Genomic DNA, 13,327 nt, shown 5'->3' with positions numbered 1-13,327 from the left:
CGCGGCGCGGTTGGCTCGTTCACCAGGCAAACGGTGTCACACTTGTGTCGCGTATGCGACTTCCGCCCCACATCCTCGTCGTCAACGGCGTCAAGGTCCGCCGCCCGGTGTTCCTGCTGGGCGCTCCGCACTCCGGCGCCGCACTGCTGGCCCGTGCCCTCAAGCGCGCCCCCGGCTTCCACATGACGATGGGCCGGGCGAGCGTGATGCACGTGCTCTACGCCTTCGCCCGCAAGCCGTCCATCGCCCGCACCTCCGGGGCCGTGCGCGTGCTGCGGGACGCGCTCGCCGAGTCGTGGCAGGTGCTGCCCGGCTCGTGCGGGGAGTGCGCGGCGCCGTGCCGCGAGGCGGGCGGCGTCACCGGGGCGGGGCCGTGCGTGGCCACCGGCGACATCGTGCGCTTCGGCGACGGCAGCCCCGACCTCATCTACAGCGCCCCGGTGCTGCTCCATGCCTTTCCCGACGCCCGGTTCGTGCAGCTCGTCCGCGACGGCCGCGACGTGGCCGCGGACATGCTCGCCGACCCCGACTGCCTGGCGTGGTTCCGCCCGGCCATGCTGAGCGGCGGCACCGAGTTCCCCAACGCCTTCCTCGGCGTCAGCAAGGACGAGCACCTCGAACACTGGAAGGGCATGCCCGCCGCGGGCAAGTGCGCCCTGCGCTGGCGCAGCGCCGTGCGGCTGAGCGCCGAGCTGCGCCGCTCCCTGCCCGCCGGTCAGCTCCTGACCCTGCGCTACGAGGACCTGGTGCGCGCCCCCGCCCAGGCGGCGGCCACGCTCGCCGAGCACCTGGAGACGCGGGTGCCGAAGGTCGCGCTGTACGGCCACGAGGCCGGGGCCGGCGCCTGGCGCTCCCGGCTCCGCCCGCCGGACGTGGAGCTGGTGGAGCGGGTGGCGCGCAAGGAGCTCACCCGGCTGGGCTACCTGACGAGCTGAACTGGGTGCGGTAGAGCTCGGCGTACAGGCCGCCGCGCGCCAGCAGTTCCTCGTGCCGGCCGCGCTCGGCGATCCGGCCCTCGTGCACGACGAGGATCTCGTCGGCCTCCCTGATGGTGGAGAGCCGGTGCGCGATCACCAGCGACGTGCGGCCCTCCAGCGCGGTCTTCAGCGCCACCTGCACGGCCGCCTCGGACTCGGAGTCGAGGTGCGCGGTCGCCTCGTCGAGCACGACCACGCGGGGAGCCTTGAGCAGCAGCCGGGCCAGCGCGAGCCGCTGCTTCTCGCCGCCGGACAGCCGGTAGCCGCGGTCGCCCACCACGGTGTCGAGCCCCTCGGGCAGGGACTCGACGAGGTCGCCGATCTGCGCGGCCTTCAGCGCCGCCCACATCTCCTCGTCGGTGGCCTCCGGCCTGGCGTAGCGGAGGTTGGCCCCGATCGTGTCGTGGTAGAGATGCGGGTCCTGCATGACCACGCCCACGGTGTCGCGGAGCGAGGCGAGGGTGGCCTCGCGCACGTCGAGGCCGTTGAGCCGGACGGCGCCCTCGTCGACGTCGTAGAGGCGCGAGACCAGCGAGGTGATCGTGGTCTTGCCCGCGCCGGAGTGGCCGACCAGGGCGATGAGCTGCCCGGGACGGGCGGTGAACGACACGCCCTTGAGCACCGCGTGGGAGGGGCCGGTGTCCTGCCTGGCCACCGACTCCAGGCTGGCGAGCGAGACCTCCTCGGCGGCCGGGTAGCGGAAGCGCACGTCGTCGAACTCGATCGTCACCGGCCCCTCCGGCACCGGCACGGCGTCGCGGCGCTCGGCCACCATGGGCTTGAGGTCGAGGATCTCGAAGACGCGGTCGAAGCTGACCAGCGCGGTCATGACGTCCACGTGCACGTTGGACAGCGAGGTGAGCGGGCCGTAGAGGCGCATCAGCAGCGCGGCCAGGGCCACGAGCGTGCCCAGCTCGAAGTAGCCGGTGACCGACAGGACGCCGCCGATGCCGTAGACCAGGGCCGTGGCGAGCGCGGCGACCAGGCCGAGCGCGACGCGGAAGACGGTGCCGTACATGCCGACGCGGACGCCGACGTCGCGCACCCTCGCGGCCCTGGCGCCGAACACCGCGGCGTCGTCCTCGGGGCGGCCGTACAGCTTGGCGACCATGGCGCCGGCGACGTTGAAGCGCTCGGTCGTGACCGAGCTCATCTCGGCGTCGAGCTGCATCTGCTCGCGGGTCAGCGCGGACATGCGGCGGCCGACGTATTTGGCGGGGATCACGAAGATCGGCAGCAGCACCAGCGCGACCAGCGTCACCTGCCACGACAGCGCCAGCATGGCGCCCAGCACCAGGACCAGGCTCACCACGTTGGACACGACGGACGACAGGGTGCTGGTGAGCGCGCGCTGGGCGCCGATCACGTCGGTGTTGAGCCTGCTGACCAGGGCGCCGGTCTGGGCGCGCATGAAGAACGCGACCGGCATGCGCTGCACGTGGTCGAACACCTCGGTGCGCAGGTCGTAGATCAGCCCCTCGCCGATGCGCGCGGAGAACCAGCGCTGCACGAGCGTCAGCCCGGCGTCCACCAGCGCGAGCGCGCCGATGGCGACGGCCAGCCAGATCACCACGCCGGTGCGCTTCGGCAGGATGCCGTCGTCGATGATCGCCTTCATCAGCAGCGGGTTGGCGACCACGATCACCGCGCCCGCCACCACCAGCACCAGGAACGCCGCGATCTGCCTGGTGTAGGGGCGCGCGTAAGCGGCGATGCGCCGCGCGATCCCGGGGCGCAGGCGCTGCCTGACCACCGACTCGTCGCGGCGCAACGAGCTCCACACGTGAGGGCCGAAGCCCCCTCCCATCATCGCCATCCGGGGGATCCCCTCTCCTCCGCCGGACACAGCGCCCAGGTGGCGCCGCCGATTCCCGTCTCAGCTCAGCGCGAAATTGTGCCACGAGGGGACGAAAGGGGACTTCGCGGCGAAGGTCAGCCCCCGAAGAGCGCCTTGATGCGCGCGGCCTGCTCCAGCCCTTCGGCGACGCCCTGCTCCTCCAGGGTGCGGGCCCGCGCCCCCTGGAGGAGTCGCTTGGTCGCGGCGGCCGCGTCCCGGTTGGTGGACAGCAGCTCCGCCGCCTTGTCGCGCACGGCCCGGTCGAGGTCGTCCCGCGCGACCACCTGCTCGGCGAGGCCGATGCGCATGGCCTCCTCCGCGTGCACCATCCTGGCGGTCAGGCAGATGTCGATCGCCTTGGCCAGGCCGACGAGCTCGACCAGGGGCTTGGTCCCCGTCAGGTCGGGCACCAGCCCGAGCGCCGGCTCCTTCATGCAGAACTTGACGTCGTCCGCGACGATCCGCAGGTCGCAGGAGAGCGCGAGCTGGAACCCCGCGCCGATCGCGTGCCCGTGCACCGCGGCGATGGAAACGATCTCGGGCCTGCGCAGCCACAGGAACCCGGCTTGAGCCTTTCTGATGTTGTGCTCGAAATCCGTGTCACCGGACCTGGCCACCGAGCTGAACGAGCCCTGGCCCGGCACCCCCTCAGGAGTGAACATCCGCAGGTCGATGCCTGCCGAGAAGGACGGTCCCTCACCTTTCACGACGACGACGCGCACCTGCTCGGGCAGGTTGTCGCCGATGCCGGCCAGCGCAGACCAGGTCGCGAACGTCTGAGCGTTGCGCTTGTCCGGCCGGTCCAGCGTGATCGTCGCTATCTCACCGTCCACCTCGAAGCGGAGCCCGATCTCCGCCAAACGCTCGGCAGAGACGTCCTCCTTGTGCCCCCCGCGCTGTTGCGCCTGCGCTTCCGCCATCGCCCGCTCCTCAGGTCCGAAGTGCTGTCCGTCGCGCCCGAGCCTACAGAACATGGTTCTGGCTCGGGCGCGACGGCTGGCTGACTAGGGACGGGCGGCTGCGGTCGCACGTTCCGAGGCGGCCGTCAGCGCTTGGACTTGCCTCGAGTCGCCCCGCCGCGCCCGCGCAGAGTCACACCGGACTCGCTCAGGATGCGGTGGATGAACCCGTAGGACCGACCCGTCGAAGCGGCCAGGGCGCGGATGCTCTCACCCGCGGCGTAGCGTTTCTTGAGATCGCCGGCCAGTTTCTCCCGGTCGGCCCCGGTGACCCGGGTGCCCTTCTTCAGTGTCTCGGCCACGAGTACCTCCTGTAGTGCCGGACTTCCGCAGCGTTACTCCGCCATGATCAGTCATTTCAGCGGGATCGGCTACCTACTCCACGGGAAAAGATCCGTACCCACTCAAATTAAGATCAGGCAAGTGCCACAAGATCGGAAAATTCGGCGCTCCACGCGTCTTCAGTTCCGTCCGGTAGCAAGATCACCCTATCCGGTGACAGGGCGTCAACGGCACCCTCGTCGTGGGTCACTAGGACGATCGCTCCTGAATACGACCTCAGAGCGTTGAGAACCTGCTCGCGGGAGACGGGATCGAGGTTGTTCGTGGGCTCGTCGAGAAGGAGGACGTTGGCGCTGGAGAGCACCAGCATGGCCAGGGCCAGCCGGGTCTTCTCACCTCCGGACAGGACGCCGGCCGGCTTGTCGACGTCGTCGCCGGTGAACAGGAACGAGCCGAGCACCTTGCGCAGCTCGGTGTCGGTGAACTCGCCGCCGGCCGAGCGCATGTTCTCCAGCAGCGTGCGGTCGGCGTCGAGGGTCTCGTGCTCCTGGGCGTAGTAGCCGACCTTGAGCCCGTGGCCGGGCCGCAGCTCGCCGGTGTCGGGCGTCTCCAGGCCGCCGAGCAGACGCAGCAGGGTGGTCTTGCCCGCGCCGTTGAGACCGAGGATGACGACCCGGTGACCTCGGTCGATGGCCACGTCCACGTCGGTGAAGACCTCGAGCGAGCCGTAGGACTTCGACAGGCCCTGGGCCGTGAGCGGGGTGCGGCCGCACGGCTTGGGGTCGGGGAAGCGCAGCCGCGCCACCTTGTCGCTCTGGCGCTCCTCCTCGGTGCCGGCCAGCAGGCGGTGCGCCCGGCGCATCATGTCCTGGGCGGCCTTGGCCTTGGTGGCCTTGGCGCGCATCTTGTCGGCCTGCGCCAGCAGCGCGCCCGCCTGCTTCTCGGCGTTGGCGCGCTCGCGCTTCCTGCGCTTCTCGTCGGTCTCGCGCTGGGCGAGGTAGGCGGTCCAGCCGACGTTGTAGTGATCGATCACGGACCGGTTGGCGTCCAGGTGCAGGACCTTGTTGACCGTCGCTTCAAGAAGCCCGACGTCGTGGCTGATGATCACCAAGCCACCTTGATGGCTGCGCAAAAAATCGCGAAGCCAGCCGATTGAGTCCGCATCTAGGTGGTTTGTCGGCTCGTCCAGAAGGAGAGTTTCCGCTCCGCTGAAAAGAATTCGGGCCAATTCCACCCGCCGGCGCTGACCGCCAGAAAGCGTTTTCAGTGGCTGGGCGAGCACCCGGTCGGGCAGGCCGAGGCTGGAGGCGATCGAGGCGGCCTCGGACTCGGCGGCATAGCCGCCGAGCACGTGCATCTGGTCCTCCAGGCGGCCGTAGCGGCGCACCGCGCGCTCACGGGTGCGGTCGTCGGCCGAGCTCATGCCGAGCTCGGCCTCGCGCAGCTCGCGCAGCACCTGGTCGAGGCCCCGGGCGGACAGGATGCGGTCGCGGGCGAGCACCTGCAGGTCGCCGGTGCGCGGGTCCTGCGGCAGGTAGCCGATCGCGCCGCTGGTGGTGACGGTGCCCGCGGCCGGCAGTGCCTCGCCGGCCAGCACCTTGGTCAGGGTGGTCTTGCCGGCGCCGTTGCGGCCGACGAGCCCGATCTTGTCGCCCGGGTTGACCCGGAAGGACGCTTTCTCGATGAGCAGGCGCGCGCCGGCGCGCAGCTCGATATCATTGGCGATGATCATGGTGGCGGAACACTCCCGTGCTAGGAAACGAGGGTTTGGGCGTGCTACGCCTGATCAATCGGGAGTGTGCATACGATCAGTGTAGAGCTCCCTGCTGGAGCCCCACCTCTGGTTTGACGCTCCGCCGTTCCCTAACGCCCGGCGGAGCCCGCCTCTTCCCGCCGCTCCCCTTCCTCCAGGTGCTCCCCGATCAGGGCCAGGTTGTGGATGGCCGCCAGGCCGTACTGGGCCGCGCTGTTGGTGCTGACGAACGGGGCCTCCCGCACGGGGGCGGGCACCGACGGGCCGTCCACCGTCGTCAGCTCCCACTTCTCCTGCCGCTGCAACGGGTTGGTGTTGAGCTGGTCGCCCTCGTCGCGGCCGAACTTGCGCCACGCCCACGCGGCCAGCCGGGCGTCCCCGGTGCGCGCCGCCGCGTACGCCGTCAGCCGGCTGTGCGCCTGGATCAGCGAGATCCCGCCGAGCCGCTGCCCGACCTCCGCCTCCTGCTCCTCCGGCGTGGCGAGGTAGAGCCGGCAGTACTCCAGCCAGGCGTCCTCGAAGCCGGGCACGTCCACTAGGGCGATGAGCTCGGCGCAGATCTCCGGCAGCCCGAACAGCGACGACAGGTGCGAGATCGAGATCTTGTCCACCGAGGTGTCGAAGCGGCCGGTGGCGAGGTCCATCCTGGCCTCGCCGGTCAGGAACCGGCGCGGCATCGCCGCGATGTCGGCCATCGTGCCGAGCAGCCGGTCCCTGGCCCGCTCGTCGCCGTGCCGCTCCCAGCGGGTCAGCCAGGCGGCGGCGAGCGAGCCCCAGTCGGTGCCGAGCCCGACCGACAGCGCCGACGGGTCGGGCGTGTAGACGTCCTCGCGGACCTTGCGCTGCGGATCGACGGCCGTGAACGTCTCCTCCGGCGCGCTCAGCTCGTCCATGAGGTCGCCGGAGCGCTCGTCGGCGGTCAAATAGTGGTGGAAGCGGCGGTAGGCGGCGTTGGAGATGCGCACCTGCTTGCAGCTGCACCCCCAGTGCTGCACGTTGTGCCGGCTGCCGAGGCCCTTCCAGCGGCCGAGGTGGTAGACGTCGACCTCGCCGGTGTGGCGGGTCATGGCCTCGGCGAAACGGAAGACGTCGGCGCGGCCGGTGCGCAGGTACTGCAGCCACAGCCACAGGTCCGGCGACAGCTCGGAGTTGTCCCAGGCGTAGCCGCCCACGTCGTAGCGCCAGGTGTGGCGGTCGGGATCGTAGGTGTGCATGACGTCGCCGTAGTCCCAGAAGCCGTACCAGCGGCGCTGCTCGCGTTCGCGGACGTACAGGTCGAACAGGAAGTCGAGGCGGTCCTCGATCTCGGCGCGGGCCGGCGTGGAGCGGTCGGGCAGCTCCCAGACGCCGAAGACGCCCGCCTCGCGCAGCCGCGCGGGCGTGGCGGTCAGCAGGGCGGGCTCGTTCATGGCGGCGGCGAAGGCGGCCAGGTCGGCGGCGGGCGGCGTGGCGGCGAGGGCGCGCAGGGTCAGCTCATGCGTACGGGCGATGCCCCGCGGATCGCCGAAGCCGGGCTCGTAGTCCTCGTAGGTGATCTCCAGCCCTTCGAGCTGCTCCTCGAAGGTGTCCTGGCCCATGCCGTCGTGGTAGAAGCGCAGGTCCATGGCGGGGGCGGAGGGCGACCACAGCCAGACGGTGGCCGTGGCGAGACCGGTGGCCGCGTTCCTGACGTCGAGCCGGGTGGGGTGCAGCCGCCAGAAGTCGCGCAGCCCGAAGCCGAGGCCGCCGCTCACGCCGCCGACGTAGCCGTAGCCGGCCGAGCGGGTCCCGGACGGGATCGTCACCCAGGAGCAGCCTTCGCCGGTGCGCTTGCGCAGCGTGAAGCCGTCGGCGGAGGACTGGTCGAGGGTGTAGTCGTTCCAGGCGGGGACGAGGTGCAGGCGGCTCGCGACCTCGGGGGCGATCTCGCCGCAGGGCAGCCCGGCGACCTGGTCGCGGCGGACCCGCTCGCCGGGGTCGAGGCGCAGGCCGGTCAGGCCGCGTACGGCCTCGGTGAGGAAGCCGTCGGGGCCGGCCAGGCGTACGTGCCGGTCGTGCGGCAAGTCGCGCATGACGACGTCGGCGCGCAGGCCGAGCCCGGCCAGGAAGTCCCGCTCCGGGTCGCCGTCCCAGACGAACGTGTGCGTGATCCGCACGTCCTCGGCCCCGGCGTGGAAGTACAGCCGGACCGTGAACGGCAGCCAGTCCCCGTGCCGCCCGTCCAGGCGGAGCACCGCCCGCACCGGGCCGCCCTGCTCGACCGTCACCCGCTCGACCAGGCCGGTACGCCGCTCGCGGGGCGGCGCGGCGCCCTCGTCGGGGGTGGGGCCGGCCTGGCGGAGGCTGACCAGGCGGACGTCCCGGGCGATCTCGCGCCCGTCGCGGGTGATCGAGCGGGCGAGGGTGGTGCCGCTCTCCTCGACCGTCCAGGTGACGACGCCGGTGGCGACGGTCAGGGCGCCGGCCTCGCGGGTGACGGTGACGGGGGTGGACGGCGCGGCGGGCTCGCGGCCGGGCTCCAGGCGGTACTCCCCGGCGGCGGGGCCGGCGCCGGCGGCGTGCGCGGACCACTTGACCGAGCCGTCCGGCCAGGTGGCGCTCACCCAGCTCTGCACGGGCACCTCGCGGCCGGCGTCGTCGCTCAGCGCGAACGGCGTCCCCGGCGCGACCGTTCCCCGCGGCCAGGGCACGCCCCAGGTCACCCCCTGATCACCCGGTCGGTCCAGCCAGCGCAGCACGGTCATACGATCTCCTTCAGCCGCTCGGCGACGATCGCGGCCACCTCGTCGGCGCCGCGGAAGCAGAAGTGGGTGTCGTCGGCGACGCCGCCCGGATAGAGCGGGTGGACGCCGGGCGGGAAATGCGTGAACAGGGCCTTCGACCCCTCGGGGCCGAACCGCTCGTACAGGGCGGTGGTGGCCGCGGTCAGGTCGATCAGCGGCACGCCCTCGGCGGCGGCCAGCTCGCGGACCCGGTCCGGACAGCCGCCGTGCGTGGGGACGAGCCGGCCGTCCGCCCAGCGGCGGCGCTGCACGGGCGTGCACAGCACCGGCCGCGCCCCTGCGGCGCGCGCCTCCGCGACGAAGGCGCGCAGATTCTCCTGGTACGGCAGCTCCGGCTCCTTCTGGTCGTTGTGCCCGAACTGCAGGACGACCAGGTCACCGGGCACGACCTCGCGCAGCAGCGCCGCCCACAGCCCCTCGGCCCGGTGGCTTGCCGTGGTGGCGCCGCCCTTGGCGAAGTTGCGCACCGGCAGGCCGAGGCGGGCGCCGAGCTGGGCGCCCCAGCCCGACATGGGCGCCTCGGCGGCCGGGCAGGAGGCGACCGTCGAGTCCCCCGCCAGCAGCACGGTGACGGTCACTCCTTGACGCCTCCCAGCAGCACGCCCTTGGCGAAGTGCTTCTGCAGGAACGGGTAGAACAGCAGGATCGGCAGCGTCGCGATCACCACGACGGCGAACTTCAGCCCCTGCTCCGGCGGCACCCACGTGCGGTCCATCTGGGCGAGCGCGTTGGCCGCGTCGGTGCTGGTGAGCTGGCGCACCAGGATCTGCAGCGTCCACTTGCTCGGATCGTTGATGTAGAGCAGCGGCGACATGTAGTCGTTCCAGATCCCCACCGCGTAGAACAGCGAGAACGTGGCGATGATCGGCTTGGACAGCGGCAGGACGATCTTGAAGAAGACGCCCATCTCGTTGCAGCCGTCGATGCGCGCCGCCTCCTCCAGCGCCTGCGGCAGCTCCTGGAAGAAGCTCTTGACGATGATCAGGTAGAACGGGTTGATCGCCAGCGGCAGGATCAGCGCCCAATAGCTGTCGAGCAGCCCGAGGTCGCGCACCACCAGGTAGGTGGGGATCATGCCGCCGGAGAAGACCATCGTGAAGATGACCAGGTTGAGCACCAGCGCCCGGCCCGGCAGATAACGCTTGGCCAGCGGGTAGGCCATGGTGAAGGTCAGCAGCACCTGCACCACCGTGCCGACCGCCGTCACGACGACGGTGGTCAGCAGCGCGCGCAGGAAGGTGGGGGTGTCGAAGATGTACTCGTAGGACTCGGTGACGAACTTCTCCGGCCACAGGAAGAACGGCCGGGAGGAGATCTCCGCCTCGCCGGCGAACGAGCCGGCCAGCACGTACAGCAGCGGCAGCACCGTGATCGCCGCCAGGCCGACGAGCACGATCACGTTGAGCGTGTCGAACACCCGGCTGCCGAGCCCGGCCTCGTTCCCCACGGGGAGGCCGGCTTTCTTGGTCTTGGTGATGGTGGCCATGCCGGGCTCCTCAGAACAGTCCACGCTGGCCGAGGCGCTTGGCCAGCCAGTTCGAGCCGAAGATCAGGATGACGCCGGCCACGCCCTTGAACAGGCCGACGGCGGTGGAGTAGCTGATCGCGCCCTGGGTGATGCCGGCGTAGTAGACGTAGGTGTCGAACACGTCGGCGACCGAGCGGTTCAGCGAGGTGGTCATCAGCCAGATCTGCTCGAAGCCCGAGTCGAGCAGGTTGCCGGAGGCGAGGATCGCCATGACCACGACCGTGGGGCGGATGGCGGGCAGCGTGACGTGCCAGAGCTGGCGGAAGCGGCCCGCGCCGTCCATGCGGGCGGCCTCGTACAGGTTGGGGTCCACACTGGCCAGCGCGGCCAGGTAGATGATCGTGCCCCAGCCGGTCTGCTTCCACAGCTGCTGGAGGATGATCAGCGGACGGAACCACTCCTCCTGCGCCATGTAGTCGATCTTGGAGGTGTCGCCCAGGAGCTCGCGCATCCAGCCGGCGAGCACGCCGAAGTCCGCCGCGAACAACACGTACGTCAGCGAGGCGACGATCGTCCACGACAGGAAGTGCGGGATGTAGATGAGCGACTGCACCGAGCGCTTGAGAAAGCCGACCCGCACCTCGTTGAGCAGCAGGGCGACGATGATCGGCGCGGGGAAGACGAACAGGATGTGCAGCAGCGCCAGCAGGAGCGTGTTGAACATCAGCCGGCCGAAGTCGGGGCCGGCGAACAGCTCCTCGAAGTGCTTGAGCCCGACCCAGGGGCTGCCGGAGTAGCCGAGGAAGGGCAAGAAGTCCTGGAAGGCGATCGTCAGCCCGTACATCGGCAGGTACTTGAAGATCACGAAGTACGCGACGCCGGGGACGAGCATCAGGTAGAGCCAGCGGTAGCGGCCTACCGCGGTGCGGAGCGGCACCTTGGCGGCGCCTCTCCCGCTCTCCTTGGGCGCCGCCTTCTCGGGAGGCGCCGCCAGGTGGGTGGCCACGAGCGGCCTCCTTTCGTGGGAGAGCCCGGGGGGCGGCAGGTCCCCCGGGCTCTCGGGCGGGGTCGGGCGGCCGCTACTGGCCGAGCTTCTTGACGAGGTCGTTGACCTCGGTGGTCACCTGGGTGCCGCCGCTGTCGTACCAGCGCTTGATCTCGCCCTTGAGCTGGTCCTCGGTGATCGCGCCCGACAGGAACTTGATCCGCGCGTCGGGGACGATCGTGTCGATCTGCGGGCCGCGCGCGACGGCGGTGTCCGAGACCACGGGCAGCGCCACGTTGTGCACCGCCGTCTTGAGGTCCTCCTCCATGAGCCGCTTCTGCAGCGTGAGCATGTCCTGGTACGGCTGACCCGACGGCACCCGCTGGTAGGCGATGCCGCCGATGTCGACGGTGCCCTTGGTGCTGAGCTGGATGAAGGCGTCGTCGGCGTTGTCCTGGATGACCTTGACGGCCGGGTCGTCCTCGTTGATGAGCGCGGCGGTGTCGCCGTTCTCGACCTTGTAGTTGCGGCCCTCGATGCCGTTGGTGACCAGGTTCTGGCCTTCCTTGGTGGCCAGCTTGTCCAGGGTCTTCAGCACGTTGTCGAGGTCCTGCTCGGTGCGCACGCTCTGCTTGGAGATCGCGAGCACGTCGGCGTAGCCGGTGAAGGGGTAGGAGAACTTCTGGCCGTCGGAGCGCTTGAGGTTGCCGACCATGGCGACCTTGTCGCCGTAGTTCTCCTTGTCGTCCTCGTAGAACAGGTCGAGGACCTGGCGGGAGCGGATGTTGACGTCGATGATCATGCCGCCCTTGCCCTGGTGGAACGGCTCGTTCCACTTGGCGGTGTCGAGCGTGGCGAAGTCGGGGTTGATCATGCCCCCGTCCACCATCTTCTTCAGCCAGCGGTTGGCCTCGAGGAACTCGGGGGTGTCGAAGCCGGGCACGATCTTGCCGTCACGCTCGCCCCAGCCGTTGGGGGCGCCGAACCAGGTCTCGATCACGTCGTACGGGCTGGCGCTGGCGTAGTTGCCCGGCCACTTCGGGATGATGAGGCCGTAGGTGTCGTTCTTGCCGTTGCCGTCGGGGTCCTTCTCGGTGAACGCCTTGGCGACGTCGTAGAGGTCGTCTACCGACTCGGGCAGCTTCAGGCCCAGCTTGTCCAGCCAGTCCTTGCGGATGACGATCGCCGAGCGCAGCAGGGGCCGCATCCGGTAGAGGCCGAAGATCCGGCCGTTGATCGAGGAGTTGAGCGCGCTCCGCTCGTCGGCGGGCTTGAGGTTCGGGTACTTGTCGAGCTTGTCGGTCAGGTCCCAGAACGCCCCGGCCTGTGCGGACTTGACGAACGCCGGCAGGTGCGGGTCGACCACCATGACCTGCGGGAGGTTGTCCGAGGCCAGGGTGACGTTGAGCTTGTCGGTGTACTCGGCGTTGGGCACCCAGGTGATCTGCAGCTTCTTGCCGAGGAACTTCTCGACGGCCTGGTGCAGCTCGCCCTTCGGGTCGGGCGCGGTGCCGAACAGCTTCGACATGAACGTGATCGTGTTCGGGTCGGACTGGGGCGCCTCCCCGCCGCCGGAGCAGGCCGAAGCGGTGAGAGCAGCCGTTATCGCTAACACGCCGGCAAGGAGCCGCCGGCGACGGGATGCGCTCATGAGTTCCCTTTCGAATGCAGGCGCGCCTCGTTCTCCTCGAAGAAGCGCAGGCAGAGCCACGTGTTGAGATGGATCCACGCGCCGAAGCTGATCACCGGGGCGAGGACGGGCGCCGCCGAGGTCGCGAAGGCGATGGCGGAGAGCACGAGCAGCAGCAGCACGGACGAGGCCGGGCGCATGAGCGCCAGGTGGACCGCCTTGGGCACGTACGCCCACAGCGGCAGGTCGTGATGCGCGTAGAGCGGGCCCACGTACGCTCCCGCACCGGCCAGTGCGACGAGCGCCACGAGGGTCGCGATCCGCATCGCCCCCATGCCGGGGCCGAGCGCGGACAGGTACAGATAGTTGCCGACGAGCAGGACGCCGATCAGCGCCGGCGGCAGGACCAGCAGCGAGGCCCGGACGAATTCCCGTCGGTAGACGGCCCAGAATTCGCGCCAAGCCTGAAACGTTTCATAACGAACGTGCCTCCGGGCCAGGGTGTAGGCGGCCACGGTGGCGGGCCCCAGCCCGAGAATCACCCCTCCTGCGAGGGTGAACACGAGCCACATCAGGTTGAGCTGAGCCGCCCAGATGGCCTCTGAGCAGGCAGCTTGGATTCTGATCGACATGGCGGGACGAGACATCCGGCACCACCTTCTCGTGGCATCCGC

General features: G+C 70.2%; 11 protein-coding genes. 1 reads left to right on the top strand and 10 read right to left on the bottom strand.

Annotated features, from left to right (window positions below):
- The first annotated feature begins 53 nt into the window (after positions 1-53).
- Complete coding sequence (locus SMD20_RS04615) at positions 54-935, top strand: sulfotransferase family protein (RefSeq protein ID WP_329575218.1); 882 nt, start codon at positions 54-56, stop codon at positions 933-935.
- On the opposite strand, the gene SMD20_RS04610 is transcribed toward SMD20_RS04615, so the two are convergent.
- From SMD20_RS04610 to SMD20_RS04565, 10 genes are all read right to left on the bottom strand, one after another.
- Positions 907-2,793: an ABC transporter ATP-binding protein gene (locus tag SMD20_RS04610; RefSeq protein WP_329575215.1), complete on the bottom strand. Its 1,887-nt coding sequence runs from the start codon at positions 2,791-2,793 to the stop codon at positions 907-909. The genes SMD20_RS04615 and SMD20_RS04610 overlap by 29 nt on opposite strands.
- Before the next feature lie 116 nt (positions 2,794-2,909).
- On the bottom strand, positions 2,910-3,734 hold the full coding sequence (locus tag SMD20_RS04605; protein ID WP_329575213.1) for an enoyl-CoA hydratase/isomerase family protein: 825 nt from the start codon (positions 3,732-3,734) through the stop codon (positions 2,910-2,912).
- A gap of 125 nt (positions 3,735-3,859) precedes the next feature.
- Positions 3,860-4,075, bottom strand: a complete 216-nt coding sequence (locus SMD20_RS04600; protein WP_020547488.1) for a helix-turn-helix domain-containing protein — start codon at positions 4,073-4,075, stop codon at positions 3,860-3,862.
- A gap of 113 nt (positions 4,076-4,188) precedes the next feature.
- Entirely contained in the window at positions 4,189-5,787 is a 1,599-nt protein-coding gene (locus SMD20_RS04595; RefSeq protein WP_329575211.1) for an ABC-F family ATP-binding cassette domain-containing protein, read from the bottom strand.
- 131 nt (positions 5,788-5,918) lie between these two features.
- Positions 5,919-8,531, bottom strand: coding sequence for an exo-rhamnogalacturonan lyase family protein (locus SMD20_RS04590; protein WP_329575208.1), 2,613 nt, complete (start codon positions 8,529-8,531; stop codon positions 5,919-5,921).
- On the bottom strand, positions 8,528-9,148 hold the full coding sequence (locus tag SMD20_RS04585) for a rhamnogalacturonan acetylesterase (RefSeq protein WP_329575206.1): 621 nt from the start codon (positions 9,146-9,148) through the stop codon (positions 8,528-8,530). Before SMD20_RS04585 ends, SMD20_RS04590 begins: the two co-directional genes overlap by 4 nt.
- Positions 9,145-10,056 carry a carbohydrate ABC transporter permease gene (locus tag SMD20_RS04580; protein ID WP_329575203.1) on the bottom strand — a complete coding sequence of 304 codons (912 nt, stop codon included), beginning with the start codon at positions 10,054-10,056 and terminating at the stop codon, positions 9,145-9,147. Before SMD20_RS04580 ends, SMD20_RS04585 begins: the two co-directional genes overlap by 4 nt.
- A gap of 10 nt (positions 10,057-10,066) precedes the next feature.
- Entirely contained in the window at positions 10,067-11,044 is a 978-nt protein-coding gene (locus tag SMD20_RS04575) for an ABC transporter permease (RefSeq protein WP_329575201.1), read from the bottom strand.
- Positions 11,045-11,117: 73 nt separating this feature from the next.
- Positions 11,118-12,551: an extracellular solute-binding protein gene (locus tag SMD20_RS04570; protein WP_329575198.1), complete on the bottom strand. Its 1,434-nt coding sequence runs from the start codon at positions 12,549-12,551 to the stop codon at positions 11,118-11,120.
- Between the two features lie 119 nt (positions 12,552-12,670).
- Positions 12,671-13,285 (bottom strand): YesL family protein, encoded by a 615-nt coding sequence (locus SMD20_RS04565; RefSeq protein ID WP_329575197.1) that lies wholly within the window; start codon positions 13,283-13,285, stop codon positions 12,671-12,673.
- Positions 13,286-13,327 lie beyond the last annotated feature (42 nt).

The sequence above is a fragment of the Nonomuraea sp. LP-02 genome (assembly GCF_036289125.1).
Lineage (GTDB): Bacteria > Actinomycetota > Actinomycetes > Streptosporangiales > Streptosporangiaceae > Nonomuraea > Nonomuraea bangladeshensis.
This window is presented reverse-complemented; position numbering and strand designations above follow the sequence as displayed.

Excerpts from the sequence above, each read along its gene's own strand:
- SMD20_RS04615 (WP_329575218.1), top strand. The coding sequence starts at position 54 with ATGCGACTTCCGCCCCACATCCTCGTCGTCAACGGCGTCAAGGTCCGC.
- SMD20_RS04610 (WP_329575215.1), bottom strand. The coding sequence starts at position 2,793 with ATGGCGATGATGGGAGGGGGCTTCGGCCCTCACGTGTGGAGCTCGTTG.
- SMD20_RS04605 (WP_329575213.1), bottom strand. The coding sequence starts at position 3,734 with ATGGCGGAAGCGCAGGCGCAACAGCGCGGGGGGCACAAGGAGGACGTC.
- SMD20_RS04595 (WP_329575211.1), bottom strand. The coding sequence starts at position 5,787 with ATGATCATCGCCAATGATATCGAGCTGCGCGCCGGCGCGCGCCTGCTC.
- SMD20_RS04590 (WP_329575208.1), bottom strand. The coding sequence starts at position 8,531 with ATGACCGTGCTGCGCTGGCTGGACCGACCGGGTGATCAGGGGGTGACC.
- SMD20_RS04580 (WP_329575203.1), bottom strand. The coding sequence starts at position 10,056 with ATGGCCACCATCACCAAGACCAAGAAAGCCGGCCTCCCCGTGGGGAAC.
- SMD20_RS04570 (WP_329575198.1), bottom strand. The coding sequence starts at position 12,551 with ATGTCGAAGCTGTTCGGCACCGCGCCCGACCCGAAGGGCGAGCTGCAC.
- SMD20_RS04565 (WP_329575197.1), bottom strand. The coding sequence starts at position 13,285 with ATGTCGATCAGAATCCAAGCTGCCTGCTCAGAGGCCATCTGGGCGGCT.